The sequence below is a fragment of the Pseudomonas sp. GL_093 genome, assembly GCF_057837605.1.
The window spans coordinates 5,143,764-5,159,410 of the sequence record NZ_CM174448.1; the positions used below are offsets into that span (position 1 = coordinate 5,143,764).

Sequence of the window (15,647 nt, forward strand, 5' to 3'; positions counted from 1 at the left end):
TCTTTTACGGAATAACACAGAGCCTTTATAACAACTGTCATCGCTTCACGCACTGTTGCCCAAGCAACTGTTTGCCAAGCAACAGTCATTCAACAAACAGCTCTGCCATTCGTACAGTGTCTACCGGCCAACGCGCTGAAAGCCCCGTAAATCGGGGCTCCGAGGGATTGGTACAGCTCTTGCTCTCTGTCAGTGACTACTCACTGCTCCCTGAGCAACTGTTTAAAAAGGAACTGATCATGTCGCGTCCATTGAAAGTCGTTGCCCTCTCCGGCGGTACCTGGCGTCCATCCCGCACATTGGTGCTGACCCAGGCGCTGTTGGCGCAACTGGCCGAGCAATTGCCGATTGAAAGCAAGCTGATTGAACTGGGTGACATCGCCCGACCGTTGGGCGCCGCGCTGTCCCGTCAGGAATTGAGCGCCGAGATCGAAGCCGAGCTGCAAGCGATCGAGAACGCTGACCTGCTGATCGTCGCCGCGCCGGTTTATCGCGGTTCCTACCCTGGACTGCTCAAGCATCTGTTCGACCTGATCGACCTCAATGCATTGATCGACACGCCGGTGTTACTGGCCGCCACCGGTGGCAGCGAACGCCATGCGCTGGTGCTGGATCACCAGTTGCGGCCGCTGTTCAGTTTCTTCCAGGCATTGACCTTGCCGATTGGCGTCTATGCCACTGAAGCCGATTTCTCCAATTATCAAATAACCAGTGAGCCCTTGAAGGCCCGCATACGCCTTGCTGCAGAACGCGCGGCGCCGTTGTTTGGCGTGCACCCCAAAAATCTGCTGAAAATCGCTTAAGGATTTCTTCATGGATGTTTTCTGGTTTCTGCCGACTCACGGCGACGGCCATTACCTGGGCACCACTCAGGGCGCACGCCCGGTGACACTCAACTACCTGAAACAAGTGGCTCAGGCGGCCGACAGCCTCGGCTACCACGGTGTACTGATTCCCACCGGGCGCTCCTGCGAGGATTCGTGGGTGATTGCTTCGGCGCTGGTGCCGCTGACCGAACGCCTGCGTTACCTGGTGGCGATTCGGCCGGGGATCATCTCGCCGACGGTCTCGGCGCGCATGGCCGCCACGCTGGATCGACTGTCCAATGGCCGCTTGCTGATCAACGTGGTCACGGGCGGTGATCCGGATGAAAACCGTGGCGACGGCATCTTCCTCGATCACAGCGAACGCTACGAAGTGACCGACGAATTCCTGAAAATCTGGCGTCGGGTGCTGCAAGGCGAATCGGTGGATTTCGAAGGCAAACACCTGCAAGTGCAGAACGCCAAGGCGCTGTATCCGCCGGTGCAAAAACCGTATCCGCCGCTGTACTTCGGCGGATCTTCCGAGGCAGCGCATGAACTGGCCGCCGAGCAGGTTGATGTCTACCTGACTTGGGGCGAACCACCGGCCGCGGTGGCGGAAAAACTGGCCGATGTGCGTGAGCGTGCAGCGCGAAACGGTCGCTCGGTGAAGTTCGGGATTCGCTTGCACGTGATCGTTCGCGAGACCGCCGAAGAAGCCTGGAAAGCCGCGGATAAACTTATCGAGCACATCAGCGACGAGACCATCGCGGCCGCGCAGAAGTCGTTCTCGCGTTTCGATTCCGAAGGTCAGCGGCGCATGGCCGCGCTGCATGACGGGCGTCGTGACAACCTGGAAATATCCCCCAACCTGTGGGCCGGTGTTGGTCTGGTGCGTGGCGGTGCCGGGACGGCGTTGGTGGGTGATCCGCAGCAAGTGGCGGCGCGAATCAAGGAGTACGCGGACCTGGGAATCGAGAGCTTCATCTTCTCCGGCTATCCGCACCTTGAAGAAGCTTATCGCTTTGCCGAGCTGGTGTTCCCGTTGTTGCCTGAGCCGTATGCCAGCCTGGCCGGGCGTGGGGTTACCAACCTTACCGGGCCGTTTGGCGAAATGATCGCCAATGATGTGCTGCCCACTAAAGCCACGGCCTGACCACGCCAACCCTGTGGGAGCGAGCCTGCTCGCGATGGTGTCCGTCCAATCGACATTTATTTCGACTGTTATGGCGCCATCGCGAGCAGGCTCACTCCCACAGGGGATTGTGTCGATTTCATTGAGGAGCCCCGTGTGACTGCCAAACCGCAAAGCGCCCTGATATCCCCCTTGCAGACCGCCCGTCGATTGGCCGCCGAGTTTGCCCTGACCGCTGTCGAGCGCGATGAACGTGGCGGTACGCCCAAAGCCGAACGTGATGCCTTGCGCCACAGCGGTCTGCTCGCGTTAAGCATTCCCACCCAGTACGGCGGCCTCGGCGCCAGCTGGAGTGACACCCTGAGCATCGTGCGCGAGTTCGCCAAGGTCGACAGTTCAATTGCCCATGTCTTCGGCTTCCATCACCTGATGCTCGCCACCGTGCGCCTGTTCGCCCGGCCCGAGCAGTGGCAGCCGTGGTTCGAACAGACCGCGCGCAAGAACTGGTTCTGGGGCAACGCCCTCAATCCGCTGGACACCCGCACCGTGGTGAAGAACCTCGGTGGCTGGCGTGAGTTTTCCGGCAAGAAAAGTTTCTGCTCCGGCGCCAGCGATTCGGAAATGCTGATCGCCTCGGCGGTGGATGAAAGCGCTGGCGGCAAGCTGTTGATCGCGGCGATTCCCAGCGGTCGCAGCGGCATCACCTTGCACAACGACTGGAACAACATGGGCCAGCGCCAGACCGACAGCGGCAGCGCGACGTTCGAACGGGTACGGGTCGAAGAGTCGGAATTGCTGCTCGATCCGGGTCCGTTGAGTACGCCATTCGCCTGCCTGCGGCCGTTGATTGCCCAGCTGACCTTCACCCACATGTTCCTCGGCATCGCCGAAGGTGCCTTCGAAGAGGCGCGGCAATACACCCTCACCGAGACTCGTCCGTGGCACAAATCCAGTGCTCAGGATGTGCGCCAGGATCCTTATGTACTCGGCCACTACGGCGAATTCTGGGTCGCCCTCGAAAGTGTTCGACTGCTGGTGGAGCGCGCTGCCGGGTTGCTCGACAAGGCCTGGGCCAAAGGCCCGAACCTCAGCGCCGAAGAACGCGGGCACCTGGCTAACGCCATCGCCACGGCCAAGGTCGCTGCCACCCGCAACGGTCTGGAGCTCTGTAGCCGATTGTTCGAAGTGACCGGCGCCCGTTCAACTCATGCCTCACTGCGACTGGACCGCCACTGGCGCAACCTGCGTACGCAAACCCTGCACGACCCGGTGGATTACAAACTCCATGAACTCGGTGACTGGGCGCTCAACCAGTCCCTGCCGATTCCGACTTTCTATTCATAGCCTTCTATTCATGGAGCCTGCCCATGCAACTGCTGACCTTACCGCCCTCGCCCGCTCTGGCCACCTCGATCCGCGCCACGGCGCAGGTGTTCGAAGACCCTAAATCCCAGGCCTTGCTCGCCCACATTCAACAAGTCGCACCGAGTGAAGCCAGCGTGCTGATCATCGGCGAAACCGGCACCGGCAAGGAGCTGGTGGCGCGACATATCCACAACCTCAGCGCCCGCCGTAACCGGCCTTTTGTGGCAGTGAATTGCGGCGCGTTCTCCGAATCCCTGGTGGAAGCCGAATTGTTCGGCCATGAAAAAGGTGCCTTCACCGGTGCGTTGAGCGCCAAGGCCGGATGGTTCGAAGAGGCCGACGGCGGTACGTTGTTCCTCGACGAAATCGGCGATTTGCCGATGGCGATTCAGGTCAAGTTGTTGCGGGTGTTGCAGGAGCGCGAAGTGGTGCGACTGGGTTCGCGCAAGAGCATTCCCATCAACGTGCGCGTGCTGGCCGCGACCAATGTGCAATTGGAGAAAGCCATCAACGCCGGGCATTTCCGCGAGGATTTGTACTACCGCCTCGACGTGGTCAGCCTGGAACTGAGCCCGCTGCGCGACCGCCCCGGCGACATCCTGCCGCTGACCCGACACTTCGTCGAAGCCTACAGCCAGCGCCTCGGCTACGGCACCATCACCATCAGCAAAGAGGCCGAACTGAAACTGCGCAGCTACAGCTGGCCGGGCAACATCCGCGAACTGGAAAACGTCATTCACCACACCCTGCTGATCTGCCGAAACGGCGTGATCGAACGCGACGATTTGCGCCTGTCGAACATGCGCATCGAGCGTCAGGACGATTACCACAGCACCGTCGACGACTCACCGGAAGCCCTGCTCGATCGGGCCTTTCAAAAGCTCTTCGAAGAACAGGCCGGGGCGCTGCACGAGAAAGTCGAAGACGCGTTGCTGCGGGCGGCCTATCGATTCAGCCATTACAACCAGGTGCACACCGCTGCGCTACTGGGGCTGAGCCGCAACGTAACGCGCACGCGACTGATCAAGATTGGCGAACTGGCGGTGAACAAACGCCGGCCCACGGAAAACCTTCAAGGCGAGCGCGTCATGCAGCTGTCGATCTAACCCACCAGATTGCAGTGCAGCGCGTTGTCGTGGCTGCGTTCCAGGCTGTGCAGCACCTGGAACGAGCCGAAGGTCACGGTTTTCGCCTGATGGGCGCGGATCAGTTGCCAAAAATCCTGCTCGCCGCTTTCAAAGCTTTGAAACGCGGCTTCTCCCGCCTCGCGTGTTTGCCATTGCAGGTAATTGAGCACCCGCCGGCCGTCGTCGCTGGCCTGGATGCTGGCGCTCAAAAAACCTGTGAAGTCCTGGGCCAGACGTTCGGTCTGTTTCGACAGCGCCGACACCAGTGCGGGCTGCTGATGGGGTTCAATCTCGAATTCAATCAATTGGGTGAAGCTACGATTTTTCTCTGACAGTTGCATGAAGAGTCCCCACTGACCTGTAAGCCGGATCTTGCGATCCGAAGGCTTGCAGGGTAAAACCTCGAGTTAACTTGAGGTCAAGGGGCATTTTTTAAATGATCACCTCGGAAAATCTGCATAAAGAACTCACCGTCGGCCAAGTGGCTGCGCGCAGCGGCGTCGCGGTCACCGCACTGCACTTTTACGAATCCAAGGGTTTGATCAAAAGTAATCGCAACCAGGGCAACCAGCGGCGTTATCCACGGGAAGTATTGCGCCGGGTGGCGTTGATCAAAGTGGCCCAGCGATTGGGCATTCCGTTGGCGGAGATTGGCGAGGCATTGAAATCGCTGCCGGACAATCGAGCGCCAACGGCAGCGGACTGGAAGGTGTTGTCGGCGCAGTGGAGTCGGGATCTGGATGAGCGGATCAATCAGCTGACCTTGCTGCGGGACAAGCTCAATGGCTGCATTGGCTGTGGGTGTCTGTCGATGGAGGCGTGTCCGTTGCGCAACTTTGGCGATGTGCTTGGCGAACAGGGGCCGGGAGCTCAGCTACTGGAATCCAGGACAGATCCGAAATAGCGTTGCGGCCATCGCGAGCAGGCTCGCTCCCACACTGGATTTATGAACGCCACAGATCAAATGTGGGAGCGAGCTTGCTCGCGATGGCGTCCCGCCAGTCAACGAAGATTCAGAATCCCGGCGCAATCTGTCCCTTGTAGCGGGTCAAAATGAACTGCCGAACCTCATCGGAATTCAGCGCCTTGGCCAGTTTCTGCACGCCTGGATCATTGATGTTGTCCGGCCGCGCGACCAGAAACTCGATGTACAAACTCTTGCCCTTCTCGACAATCAAAGCGCTGTTGGTATCAATCCCCGCTTCCAGTGCGTAGTTGGCGAAGACAAACGCCAGGTCCACCTGGCTCACCGAACGCGCCAGCAATGCACCTTCCAGTTCACGGATTTTCAGGTGCTTGGGGTTTTCGATGATGTCGCGCTGAGTGGCCAGGGTGTTGCTCGGATCCTTGAGTTTGATCAGGCCGGCTTCGTGTAGCAGCACCAGTGCGCGACCGGTGTTCACCGGGTCATTGGGAATCGACACCGTGGCGCCATCCTTCAACTCGGCGATGCTTTTGATTTTGGTCGAGTAAGCGCCAAACGGTTCGATGTGCACGCCGACCACCGGTACCAGATCGGTATGGCGGGTTTTGTTGAAATCATCGAGAAATGGCCGGTACTGGTAATAGTTGGCGTCGAGATTCTTTAACGCCAATTGCTGGTTGGGCTGAATGAAGTCGGTGAAGACCTTGATGTCCAGGTCCACACCTTCCTTGGCCAGGGTCGGTTTGACGAATTCGAGGATTTCCGCGTGCGGCACCGGGGTGGCGCCGACGATGAGTTTTTCGTTGGCGTGAGCGTTGAACGACAGGACGGCAGCCAGAATGGCCAGGGTCTTTTTCATGGTGTGCTCCTAGGCAGATTGAGTGGCCGTCGTGGGGTGGACGTTGGGCCGATTTTTAAGGGTTGAATCGAACTGTTTATCGTCGGCTGTAGCGCGCCACCAATCGGTCGCCGGTCATTTGCAGGGCCTGGACCAGGATCAGCAGAAGCACCACGGTGACCACCATTACGTCGGTCTGAAAACGCTGATAGCCGTAGCGGATCGCCAGGTCACCAAGGCCACCGCCACCGATCACGCCGGCCATCGCCGTGTAATCCACCAGCACAATCGCGGTCACCGTGACCGCCGCCAGCAACCCTCCCCGTGCTTCGGGCAACAAGGTGTGGCGGATGATCTGCCACGTGTTGGCGCCCATGGCCTGAGTCGCTTCCACGACCCCGCGATCGACTTCGCGCAAGGCGGTTTCCACCAGCCGCGCGAAGAACGGCGTGCAACCCACCACCAGCGGCGGGATCGTCCCGGGCACGCCAAGTGAAGTGCCGACCAACAACGTGGTCAGGGGAATCAGCACGATCAGCAAAATGATGAACGGCAGCGAACGCAGCATGTTCACGATCACCGACAGCACCCGATAAACACCGACCGCTTCATGCAATTGGCGCTTGCCGGTGAGAAACAACACCACGCCCAGCGGCAACCCCAGCAGCACGGTAAAACCGAGGGCGGCGCCGAGCATGCTCAGGGTGTCGAGGCAGGCCTGGGCAATGTCGGCCCAATAGATGTTTTTCAACCATTCGGCCATGGTCACGACCAGTCGTGGCGCGGTGGTTTGACGCCATTGAGCAGCCAGTTGCCGACCACGTGGTACTTCCAGCGCACCGGATCATGCAGGGTGTGGACCCGGGCGTTGCGCCAGTGGCGGTCGAAGTTGTGTTTCCTCAGGGTCGAGCGAGTGCCGCCGAGTTCGAAGAGCTTGTTGCTGGCTTCGATGGCGATTTCGGTGGTTAGCACTTTGGCCTTGGCGACGGCCAGTGAGGCTTGCGCGACATTGTCTTCGTCAGGTGCCGAACGTGCGGCATCCAGCGCCCAACCGGCGCGTTCCAGCAAGGCTTCGGCCGCTTCCAGACGAATCTCCAGGCCGCCGACCTGAATGATGGTCAGCGGATCTTCACTGGCCTTTTCCACTCCGGCGTCGATCCACGGTCGAGCGAACTGCTGGACGAATGCGATGGTGTCGCGCAGCGCCGCGCGAGCGATGCCGGCATCGATGGCGGCGGTGGTCAACTGCGCGAACGGGCCCGCCAGGGTGGGGGTTTCATAAGAGCGATACGTCGGGAACAGATTGAACGCCGAGACGTGCAGGTCCTCAGCCAGCACCGTGCCGCTGGAGGTGGTGCGCTGACCGATGCTGTCCCAGTCGTCGACGATCACCAACCCTTTAGTGCCACGCTCGACAAAGGCCAACTGGCCCTTCTGCTCCTCGTCCAGCGCCAGCACCGCCAGCCAGTGGGCGTAGAGCGAACCGGTGCAATAACCCTTGCGACCGTTGATCACATGGCCGTCGCCGTAACGGCGAATGGTCGCCTGAATGTCCTGCACGTTCTTGCCGCCGGTTTCCGACAAGGCATTGGCAAAGCGGTGACCTTGCAGCGCCAGCCCGAAGAAGTGCGCTTGCTGTTCAGGCGTACCTTGCAGGCGAATGTCTTCCAGCAGGCAATAGTGGTTTTGCGGGATTTGCCCCAGAGACGGATCGGCCGCCGAGATGATCGCGATGACCTGCGCCAGCACCGCATAGGACACCTGCGCGCCGCCGAATTCCTTCGGCACGCTGATGCCCCACAAACCACTGTTGGAATACAGATCGACGATCTCGGCGGGCACTTGGCGGGTGCGGTCGCGCTCGGCGTCTTGCTCCAGCAACACCGCGGCAATGCGTTCGGCGACGCGCAAGGCTTCGGCTTCGTTGGCGATCCGATGGGCGGCCGGTGGGTTGATCGGATAAACGGCAGATTCAGGCATACAAGTCTCTCGGTACCAATGTTTACCAGAGGGCATTGCAGCTTCTGTGCCTGACCGTCCGAGCCAATGTTTTCCGGGAGTTCAGCGGTACTTTCGCGACCTCAAGATAACGAGCAAGAGCAATCTGCTGCTTCGCTGTTGATGGCTGAACAGTGGTGCTGCTGCTCGTCGGACACTCGGTTGCAGAAAAGAGGCTGACCTATAGTTATCCGGCCGGAAAACGGCACAGGATCTTTCTCGACGGACAACAAAAACAGGGAGAACAGCCATGAGCGTCAAACCTATTCCAGAGGGTTATCACAGCATCACCCCGTATCTGGGCATTCAAAAAGCGGCGGAAGCCATCGAGTTCTACAAGAAAGCCTTTGGCGCCACCGAAGTCATGCGCCTGTCCATGCCCGATGGCGGCATCGGCCACGCTGAACTGCGCATCGGCGATTGCCCGATCATGCTTGGCACGCCGTGCGATCAGGGACCACTGAGCAATCCGGACAAGTCGCCGTCCGTGGGGTTGCATCTGTATGTGAACGATGTGGACAAGTCTTATAAACAGGCGATTGCGGCGGGTGGCACGGTGATTTCCGAGGTCAAGGATCAGTTTTATGGTGACCGCTCGGGGACCTTGAAGGATCCCTATGGACATCTGTGGTTTCTGGCCACGCGCAAGGAAGATCTGACTCAGGAGCAGATTGAGCAGCGGGCGCAGGAGATGTTTAAACAGGGTTGAAATCTTCAGTGCCTGATCTGGCCTCATCGTCGGAACGCCGCCCGGAGCAAGCTCGCTCCCACAGTTTGATCTTGGGTGTTCACAAATAATGTGATCACAGAAGATCCCATGTGGGAGCGAGCTTGCTCGCGATGGCGTTGGGTCAGCCAACAACGATGTTGAATTGATGATTGCAATCGTCGGAACGCCGCCCGGAGCAGGCTCGCTCCCACAAAGGGCAGGCTTCATTGCAATACGAAACATTTTCTTTCATATCCCCCTTCGGGATTTTCGATGCTCATCCGTCTTATTTAGATGCAGTCGGCCCGCGTAGGCAAAAGCCACAGCTCGGCCCTTCATGGACCTCATCGCTGCGAAGCCCGCAGCAGAGGCCCACTCATCGAAACAAGACCTTTAATCATGTCGAAGAAATCCCGCTCAAAACTCTGGTTTCTGGTCCATAGCTGGCTGGCATTGCCGATCTGGTTTTTCGTGTTGATCGTGTGCGTGACCGGCACCCTGGCGGTGGTCAGCCAGGAAATCGTCTGGCTGGCCAACCCGCAAATGCGCGCCAGCCAACCTTCGGACGATGCGCCGCTGCTCAGTTATGACCAGATCATCGCCGCCATCAAGAAGGCTGAGCCCAACACTCTGGTTGAGGCCATTAGCCGACCCGATGAATCGCACTTCGCCCTCGATGTGGACGTCAGCTATCCCGACGGTCGCTCGGTGACGGTTTACGTCAATCCCTACAGCGGCGTGATTCAGGGCACTGCCCCGCAATTCAATTTCAAGGCGTTTACCCGCGCCCTGCATGGTTGGTGGCTGGTGCCGTTCACCAACGGTTACAGCTGGGGCTGGTACCTGGTGTCGTTTCTCAGCCTGCCATTACTGGCGTCGTTGGTCACCGGGTTGGTGGTCTACAAGCGCTTCTGGAAAGGATTCTTGCGCCCGACGTTGCGCATTCGTCACGGTGCACGAATTTTCTGGGGCGACTTTCACCGCCTCAGCGGCATCTGGTCGATCTGGTTTATCGCGGTGATTTCCATCACCAGCACCTGGTTTCTGATTCAGGCGTTCATGTTCGATAACCAGATTTCGATTTCCACCGCGCCGGTGGCTGCTGTGGTTCCGCGGGAAAGTGTCCCGCTGACTGCCGACGGTTCACCGGCGCCGATGATCAGCCTGGAGACGGCGATCCGCGAAGCCAAGGAACGTATTCCCGGCCTGGACGACAGCTTTGTCAGCCTGCCTGCGAATGCCTATAGCTACCTCTCGGTAGGCGGGCGCAGTTGGTATCCGCTGATGTTCCAGACTGCCGACATCAACCCGTATACCGGCGACATCACCGCCACCCGCCTGTTGTCGGACCGTTCCGGCCTGGAGCTGGTGACCGAGTCCATGCGTCCTCTGCACACCGGGGATTTCGGCGGCATCTGGATCAAACTGATCTGGTTCTTCTTCGGCCTGATCCTGAGCATGATGGTCCTCAGCGGCCTGTTGATCTGGACCAAGCGCACCGCCCTGGCCACGGCCAACGCCCTCAAACGCAGCAACAAACGCCCGCGCAGTCAGACCGCTGCGGCCAACAGCCGTGAAACCACGGAGGTCAGCCAATGAGCCTGTTCACTGCGGAAAAACCGACTTCGAAACTGAGCCGTTTCTGGCACAAATGGCGCTTCCACATCAACGTTCTGCTGTTGCTGGTGCCGCTGGGTTTTATGCCCAAGTACTTCGCCGACGCTGCGCTGTTTCGCGGTGATACCGGCCTGGGCGAGCGGGAAATCGGCGAGGTTCAGGTCGGCCCCTGGAGCCTGCGCCTGGCCGAGTTGCGAAACGAAGCGCCGACCCTCGATGGTCCGGCCGGCTACATGAAAAGCTTCAACGCTGCGCTGTGCGACAGCTGCCGCGATCAGGTCAAGGCGACGTACCTGCGCATTGGCAAACCGCGCAGCCTGCGCGCTGCCGGGGTGATTTTCTTCGGCACGCCGTACCGCATGGGCGCGATGTTGCCGATCCCCGAGAAGACCAAAGCCGATGCCGAGCTATGGATCACCATGGAAGGCTGGGACGGCGCCATGCATCAGGCCTCCATCCCCCTGAGCCAGGCATCCCCGGCCACCCTCGCCTGGCTGAACCAACAAGGAGGCAAACCATGATCAACGCTTTACGTCCTCTGAGCGCCGTATTGCTGGTGCTCTGCACCGGCTTCAGCGCCAGCGCCCTGGCCCACAACCCGATGTGCGAATGCAAAGCCATCGACGCCGAGCAGATCAAATGCACCGGTGGTTTCTCCGACGGCAGCGGCGCGCCGGGGGTGACCCTGGATGTGATCGGCTACGACGAAACCATCCTGGTGCCGGGCAAGCTCGGTGCGGATTCGACCCTGACCTTCAAGAAGCCCGGCGCTGAATTCTACGTGCTGTTCGACGCAGGTCCCGGCCACGTCGTCGAGATTGACCAAGCGGACATCGAAGCCCCATGAGTACGCCGACTACGCAAATCGTCCGCCCGGCCGGTGCCGGCCATGAAACCCTCTATGTGTTGCTGTTGTGCCTGATGATCCTCGCGGTTGCCGGCTCGGTGGTTGCCTGGCGCGGTGAGTCTCAGGAAGTCAGCAGCGTGGGCAGCCATCAACTGGATGCCCGCCGTGACTTGAGCGCGTCCGAGCAAGGCATCTACGCCGACCTGCGGGTGACGCTCGACGAAATTCATCTGCTGCGTCAGGAGCAACAGGCGCTACCCGCCCCCGCAGCCCTCGCCGATGAAGGTTTTGCGCCGTTCGCCCAGGACGCCAGTTCCGTCAGCCGTGGCAGTCATGCCTGGCAATTGCTCGACGCTAAGGCTTACTTCGGCCAGAGCCAGACGCCCACCGTGGCGGGCTCGTTTCTGATGCGTTTGACCGCTGACGACGATGCTCCGGACGTCTGGCTCAACCGCCGCAACGCCCTCGCGGCCCCGACCGACCTCACCGACGCCGCGCTGGAAAGCGCTGGCTGGCAGCAGATCGTCGCGCAATTCGATGCCGGCGTGACCCGCCAGCACCGGCACTGAACCCTCGCCTTCACCCGAGAGAAGACCGCTTTCCCATGCCTATTTCATCTCAACGTTCTTTCTTGCGCCTGATGTTGGTCGGTTTACTGGCTTGTCTGCTGACCCCGCTGGCCAGTGCTGACGGGGCCAAGCGCCTGCGCATCGGCATCACCCTGCACCCTTATTACAGCTATGTGGCCAACATCGTCGGTGACAAGGCCGAGGTGGTGCCGCTAATTCCGGCCGGTTTCAACCCGCATGCCTACGAGCCGCGCGCCGAAGACATCAAGCGCATCAGCGGTCTGGACGTGGTCGTGCTCAACGGTGTCGGCCATGACGACTTCGCCGACCGCATGATCGCCGCCAGCGAAACGCCGAACATCCCAGTGATCGAAGCCAACGAAAACGTGCCGTTGCTGGCCGCCACCGGCGTCGCCGCTCGCGGCGCTGGCAAGGTTGTAAACCCGCACACGTTCCTGTCGATCAGCGCCTCGATTGCCCAGGTCAACAACATCGCCCGGGAACTGGGCAGGCTCGACCCGGCCAACGCCAAGACCTACACCCAGAACGCCCGCGCCTACGGCAAACGCCTGCGGCAGATGCGCGCTGATGCCCTGGCGAAACTGACCGAGGCGCCGAACGCCGAACTGCGAGTGGCCACGGTTCACGCGGCTTACGACTATTTGCTGCGCGAATTCGGCCTGGAAGTGACCGCGGTAGTCGAACCGGCGCACGGCATCGAACCGAGCCCGAGCCAGCTGAAAAAGACCATCGATCAACTGCGCGAACTGGACGTGAAGGTGATCTTCTCGGAGATGGATTTCCCGTCCACCTACGTCGACACCATCCAGCGTGAATCCGGGGTGAAGCTGTACCCGCTGTCGCACATTTCCTATGGCGAGTACACCGCCGACAAGTATGAAAAGGAAATGACCGGCAACCTCAACACCGTGGTCCGGGCGATTCAGGAGTCCGGGGCATGACGGCGAAAGAAACCATCAGTTCGACCAACCCCGAATCCCCTGTGGGAGCGAGCTTGCTCGCGAAAGCGGTGGATCAGTCGCCATTATTGTCCGATGACACTCCGCAATCGCGAGCAAGCTCGCTCCCACAGGTTTTGGGGCCGACGCTGGATTTTGCGGAGGTCAGTTTGACCCTAGGGCGAACGACGATCCTCGACAACGTCACTTTTCAGGTCCAGCCCGGCAGCGTGCATGCGCTGGTCGGCCCCAACGGCGGCGGTAAAAGTTCGCTGATCAAGACCTTGCTCGGGCAGATGCCGCATCAGGGCCGTCTGAGTCTGCAATGGCCCGGCACACCGGGCACCATCGGCTACGTGCCTCAAGCTCTCGAATTCGATCGCGGCTTGCCGATGACCGTCGACGATTTCATGGCCGCGATGTGCCAGCGGCGTCCGGCGTTCCTCGGGTTGAGCAAGCACTACGCCGCCGCGATTGGCGAAGCCCTGGAACGGGTCGGCATGCAGGACAAACGCAAGCGGCGCATGGGTGCGTTGTCCGGCGGTGAGCGTCAGCGTGTATTGCTGGCTCAAGGGTTGATTCCGGCGCCGCAATTGTTGGTGTTGGATGAACCGATGTCGGCTTTGGATGAGGCGGGAATTCAGGTGTTCGAACAACTGCTCGGCGACTGGCGCCAGAGCGGCATCACCGTGCTGTGGATCGAGCATGATCTGGAAGCCGTGGGTCGTCTGGCGGATCGGGTCACCGGGCTCAATCGCCGGGTACTGTTCGATGCCACGCCGAAACAGGCGCTGACCCCGGAACGCCTGCTCATCCTGTTCTCGACCCATCCACGGAGCGCTGCCTGATGAGTTACGAAGCCTTTCGTTTGATGGTTCAGGGCTGGGCCTCGTCGGGTTATCTGCCCGAGGCGCTGGCCTATGGATTTGTGGTCAACGCGTTGCTCGCCGGTTTGCTGATCGGCCCGGTGCTGGGCGGTTTGGGTACGTTGGTGGTGGTCAAGCGCTTCGCATTTTTCTCCGAAGCGGTGGGCCACGCGGCGCTGACCGGCGTAGCCATCGGCATTCTGCTGGGCGAACCGTACACCGGGCCTTACGGCAGTCTGTTCGGCTACTGCTTGTTGTTCGGCATTTTGCTGAACTACCTGCGCAACCGCACGGGTCTGGCGCCGGATACGTTGATCGGTGTGTTTCTGTCGGTGTCGTTGGCGCTGGGTGCCAGTCTGCTGCTGATTCTGGCGGGCAAGATCAACGTGCACATCCTCGAAAACGTGTTGTTCGGTTCGGTGTTGACCGTCAACGGCAATGACCTGCTGGTGTTGGCCATCGTCGGTTCGCTGGTCATGGCGCTGGCCTTGCCGCTGTACAACCGAATCGTGCTGGCCAGTTTCAATCCGCAACTGGCGGCGGTCCGTGGTGTGGCGGTGAAGACCCTGGATTATCTGTTTGTGATTCTGGTGACCCTGATCACTGTGGCGGCGGTGAAAGTCATCGGCGCGATTCTGGTCGGTGCCCTGTTGGTGATTCCAGCGGCGGCGGCGCGATTGCTGAGTCAGTCGCTGAAGGGTTTCTTTTGGTGTTCTGTGCTGATCGCTACAGTCAGCACGCTGTGCGGGATCCTTGCGCCGATTGTCTTCGACCTGCCTATCCCGTCCGGCGCCGCGATCATTCTGGTGGCCGGTATCGCCTTCGCTCTCGCCGCCATTGCGCGTGGCGTTGTCCCCAGCCTGAAAGGGAATCTCGGATAAATGTCTTTCTCTCTGCGTCAACTGACCCTGGCCGCAGCCCTGTGCGGGCTGGTCAACACAACCTTTGCAGCTGACAGCGCCAAACCGCTGCGCGTGCTGGCGTCCTTGCCGATCACTTATGGTCTGGGCGAAGTCTTGCTCAAAGGCACCGACGTCAACCTTGAACGTGCCGCACCGGCGAACCTGCCCGGCAGCCGTCAGACCGCGTACTTCACAGGTCGTGGCGCCCCGGCGCTGGCCAAACTGGCGACCGACGCCGATGCAGTGATTGGTCTGCGTTCGCTGTGGGCGGATGATCCGCTGTACCCGATCTCCCGGCGTAGCAACATCCGCATCGTCGAGGTCGACGCCGCCCGCCCGGTGGACGGCGCCCTGCCCGGCATCGCCGTGCAGCCTGGCAACAAGGTTGATGGGTTGAACAGTCAGCCGTGGTTTTCCAGCAATAATATGGGGCGGATGGCGGACGTGATGGCGGCGGACCTGGTGCGCTTGGCACCCGAGGCCAAGCCGAAGATCGAGGCCAACCTGGCCGCGCTCAAACAGCGCTTGCTCAAGTTCAGCGCCGACAGTGAAGCGCGACTGGCGAGTGCCGACAACCTCAGCGTGATGAGCCTGAGCGATCACTTTGGCTATCTGATTGGCGGCCTCAACCTGGAGCTGATCGGCCTCGATGCACGGCCGGATGCCGAGTGGACACCTGAAGCGCTCAAGCAATTGGGTGCGACGCTCAAGGACAATGACGTGGCGGTGGTGTTGCACCACCGACAGCCGTCGGAAGCGGTGAAAGCGGTGATTACAGAGGCCGGGAGTCGGTTGGTGGTGTTGAGTGTGGATGCGGCGGATCCGGTGGCCGAGCTGGAAGGGAATGTGGATTTGCTGATCAAGGGGTTGAGCGGGGCGTAACTGCAGTTGGACCGCGTTATCGTTCTTCGCGAGCAGGCTCGCTCCCACAGGGGATTTGTGTCGCGCCATAGATCCAATGTGGGAGCGAGCCTGCTCGCGATGGCG

Annotated in this window: 18 protein-coding genes; 14 read left to right on the forward strand and 4 right to left on the reverse strand. The window is 60.4% G+C overall.

The annotated features are described in order from the left end of the window. The first annotated feature begins 239 nt into the window (after positions 1 to 239). From msuE to AC3IUE_RS23705, 4 genes are all read left to right on the forward strand, one after another. A complete protein-coding gene (gene msuE / locus AC3IUE_RS23690; protein WP_046049228.1) occupies positions 240 to 803 on the forward strand; it encodes an FMN reductase in 564 nt (187 codons plus the stop codon). Between the two features lie 10 nt (positions 804 to 813). Beyond that, positions 814 to 1,959: an FMNH2-dependent alkanesulfonate monooxygenase gene (gene ssuD, locus AC3IUE_RS23695; RefSeq protein WP_489263937.1), complete on the forward strand. Its 1,146-nt coding sequence runs from the start codon at positions 814 to 816 to the stop codon at positions 1,957 to 1,959. Positions 1,960 to 2,094: 135 nt separating this feature from the next. Then, positions 2,095 to 3,282, forward strand: coding sequence for an acyl-CoA dehydrogenase family protein (locus tag AC3IUE_RS23700; RefSeq protein ID WP_489263938.1), 1,188 nt, complete (start codon positions 2,095 to 2,097; stop codon positions 3,280 to 3,282). A 23-nt stretch (positions 3,283 to 3,305) separates the two neighbouring features. Then, entirely contained in the window at positions 3,306 to 4,409 is a 1,104-nt protein-coding gene (locus tag AC3IUE_RS23705) for a sigma-54 interaction domain-containing protein (protein ID WP_046049225.1), read from the forward strand. Here AC3IUE_RS23705 and AC3IUE_RS23710 read toward each other — a convergent pair. After that, the gene (locus AC3IUE_RS23710; protein ID WP_056742353.1) at positions 4,406 to 4,771 is read right to left on the reverse strand and encodes an antibiotic biosynthesis monooxygenase; all 366 of its coding nucleotides are present in this window, start codon (positions 4,769 to 4,771) and stop codon (positions 4,406 to 4,408) included. The genes AC3IUE_RS23705 and AC3IUE_RS23710 overlap by 4 nt on opposite strands. A gap of 95 nt (positions 4,772 to 4,866) precedes the next feature. On the opposite strand from AC3IUE_RS23710, the gene soxR reads away from it, so the two are divergent. After that, positions 4,867 to 5,334, forward strand: coding sequence for a redox-sensitive transcriptional activator SoxR (soxR, locus tag AC3IUE_RS23715; protein WP_489263939.1), 468 nt, complete (start codon positions 4,867 to 4,869; stop codon positions 5,332 to 5,334). Between the two features lie 109 nt (positions 5,335 to 5,443). On the opposite strand, the gene AC3IUE_RS23720 is transcribed toward soxR, so the two are convergent. The 3 genes from AC3IUE_RS23720 to AC3IUE_RS23730 all read right to left on the reverse strand — a co-directional run bounded on the left by AC3IUE_RS23720 (position 5,444) and on the right by AC3IUE_RS23730 (position 8,173). After that, positions 5,444 to 6,214: a MetQ/NlpA family ABC transporter substrate-binding protein gene (locus AC3IUE_RS23720; protein ID WP_489263940.1), complete on the reverse strand. Its 771-nt coding sequence runs from the start codon at positions 6,212 to 6,214 to the stop codon at positions 5,444 to 5,446. 76 nt (positions 6,215 to 6,290) lie between these two features. After that, a complete protein-coding gene (locus AC3IUE_RS23725; protein ID WP_033059210.1) occupies positions 6,291 to 6,956 on the reverse strand; it encodes a methionine ABC transporter permease in 666 nt (221 codons plus the stop codon). A 2-nt stretch (positions 6,957 to 6,958) separates the two neighbouring features. After that, positions 6,959 to 8,173 carry an SfnB family sulfur acquisition oxidoreductase gene (locus AC3IUE_RS23730; RefSeq protein WP_056742362.1) on the reverse strand — a complete coding sequence of 405 codons (1,215 nt, stop codon included), beginning with the start codon at positions 8,171 to 8,173 and terminating at the stop codon, positions 6,959 to 6,961. 268 nt (positions 8,174 to 8,441) lie between these two features. Here AC3IUE_RS23730 and AC3IUE_RS23735 point away from each other — a divergent pair, with 268 nt between their 5' ends. The 9 genes from AC3IUE_RS23735 (at position 8,442) to AC3IUE_RS23775 (ending at position 15,542) form a co-directional block, all read left to right on the forward strand. Continuing rightward, positions 8,442 to 8,900 (forward strand): VOC family protein, encoded by a 459-nt coding sequence (locus AC3IUE_RS23735; protein WP_489263943.1) that lies wholly within the window; start codon positions 8,442 to 8,444, stop codon positions 8,898 to 8,900. 399 nt (positions 8,901 to 9,299) lie between these two features. Next, complete coding sequence (locus AC3IUE_RS23740) at positions 9,300 to 10,499, forward strand: PepSY-associated TM helix domain-containing protein (protein ID WP_489263944.1); 1,200 nt, start codon at positions 9,300 to 9,302, stop codon at positions 10,497 to 10,499. Further along, positions 10,496 to 11,038: a thiamine pyrophosphate-binding protein gene (locus tag AC3IUE_RS23745; protein WP_489263945.1), complete on the forward strand. Its 543-nt coding sequence runs from the start codon at positions 10,496 to 10,498 to the stop codon at positions 11,036 to 11,038. The genes AC3IUE_RS23740 and AC3IUE_RS23745 overlap by 4 nt, the downstream gene beginning before the upstream one ends. Beyond that, positions 11,035 to 11,364, forward strand: a complete 330-nt coding sequence (locus AC3IUE_RS23750) for a hypothetical protein (protein ID WP_489263946.1) — start codon at positions 11,035 to 11,037, stop codon at positions 11,362 to 11,364. Before AC3IUE_RS23745 ends, AC3IUE_RS23750 begins: the two co-directional genes overlap by 4 nt. Further along, a complete protein-coding gene (locus tag AC3IUE_RS23755) occupies positions 11,361 to 11,933 on the forward strand; it encodes a DUF6162 family protein (protein ID WP_489263948.1) in 573 nt (190 codons plus the stop codon). The genes AC3IUE_RS23750 and AC3IUE_RS23755 overlap by 4 nt, the downstream gene beginning before the upstream one ends. Positions 11,934 to 11,968: 35 nt before the next feature. Beyond that, positions 11,969 to 12,895 carry a metal ABC transporter substrate-binding protein gene (locus tag AC3IUE_RS23760; RefSeq protein ID WP_489263949.1) on the forward strand — a complete coding sequence of 309 codons (927 nt, stop codon included), beginning with the start codon at positions 11,969 to 11,971 and terminating at the stop codon, positions 12,893 to 12,895. Then, positions 12,892 to 13,740, forward strand: a complete 849-nt coding sequence (locus tag AC3IUE_RS23765) for a metal ABC transporter ATP-binding protein (protein WP_489263950.1) — start codon at positions 12,892 to 12,894, stop codon at positions 13,738 to 13,740. The genes AC3IUE_RS23760 and AC3IUE_RS23765 overlap by 4 nt, the downstream gene beginning before the upstream one ends. Continuing rightward, on the forward strand, positions 13,740 to 14,639 hold the full coding sequence (locus AC3IUE_RS23770; protein WP_489263951.1) for a metal ABC transporter permease: 900 nt from the start codon (positions 13,740 to 13,742) through the stop codon (positions 14,637 to 14,639). Before AC3IUE_RS23765 ends, AC3IUE_RS23770 begins: the two co-directional genes overlap by 1 nt. Continuing rightward, the gene (locus AC3IUE_RS23775; protein ID WP_489263952.1) at positions 14,640 to 15,542 is read left to right on the forward strand and encodes a metal ABC transporter substrate-binding protein; all 903 of its coding nucleotides are present in this window, start codon (positions 14,640 to 14,642) and stop codon (positions 15,540 to 15,542) included. Positions 15,543 to 15,647 lie beyond the last annotated feature (105 nt).

Coding starts and splice junctions, on each gene's coding strand:
- msuE (WP_046049228.1), top strand. CDS start 240: ATGTCGCGTCCATTGAAAGTCGTTGCCCTCTCCGGCGGTACCTGGCGT.
- ssuD (WP_489263937.1), top strand. CDS start 814: ATGGATGTTTTCTGGTTTCTGCCGACTCACGGCGACGGCCATTACCTG.
- AC3IUE_RS23705 (WP_046049225.1), top strand. CDS start 3,306: ATGCAACTGCTGACCTTACCGCCCTCGCCCGCTCTGGCCACCTCGATC.
- AC3IUE_RS23710 (WP_056742353.1), bottom strand. CDS start 4,771: ATGCAACTGTCAGAGAAAAATCGTAGCTTCACCCAATTGATTGAATTC.
- soxR (WP_489263939.1), top strand. CDS start 4,867: ATGATCACCTCGGAAAATCTGCATAAAGAACTCACCGTCGGCCAAGTG.
- AC3IUE_RS23720 (WP_489263940.1), bottom strand. CDS start 6,214: ATGAAAAAGACCCTGGCCATTCTGGCTGCCGTCCTGTCGTTCAACGCT.
- AC3IUE_RS23725 (WP_033059210.1), bottom strand. CDS start 6,956: ATGGCCGAATGGTTGAAAAACATCTATTGGGCCGACATTGCCCAGGCC.
- AC3IUE_RS23730 (WP_056742362.1), bottom strand. CDS start 8,173: ATGCCTGAATCTGCCGTTTATCCGATCAACCCACCGGCCGCCCATCGG.
- AC3IUE_RS23735 (WP_489263943.1), top strand. CDS start 8,442: ATGAGCGTCAAACCTATTCCAGAGGGTTATCACAGCATCACCCCGTAT.
- AC3IUE_RS23740 (WP_489263944.1), top strand. CDS start 9,300: ATGTCGAAGAAATCCCGCTCAAAACTCTGGTTTCTGGTCCATAGCTGG.
- AC3IUE_RS23745 (WP_489263945.1), top strand. CDS start 10,496: ATGAGCCTGTTCACTGCGGAAAAACCGACTTCGAAACTGAGCCGTTTC.
- AC3IUE_RS23750 (WP_489263946.1), top strand. CDS start 11,035: ATGATCAACGCTTTACGTCCTCTGAGCGCCGTATTGCTGGTGCTCTGC.
- AC3IUE_RS23755 (WP_489263948.1), top strand. CDS start 11,361: ATGAGTACGCCGACTACGCAAATCGTCCGCCCGGCCGGTGCCGGCCAT.
- AC3IUE_RS23760 (WP_489263949.1), top strand. CDS start 11,969: ATGCCTATTTCATCTCAACGTTCTTTCTTGCGCCTGATGTTGGTCGGT.
- AC3IUE_RS23765 (WP_489263950.1), top strand. CDS start 12,892: ATGACGGCGAAAGAAACCATCAGTTCGACCAACCCCGAATCCCCTGTG.
- AC3IUE_RS23770 (WP_489263951.1), top strand. CDS start 13,740: ATGAGTTACGAAGCCTTTCGTTTGATGGTTCAGGGCTGGGCCTCGTCG.
- AC3IUE_RS23775 (WP_489263952.1), top strand. CDS start 14,640: ATGTCTTTCTCTCTGCGTCAACTGACCCTGGCCGCAGCCCTGTGCGGG.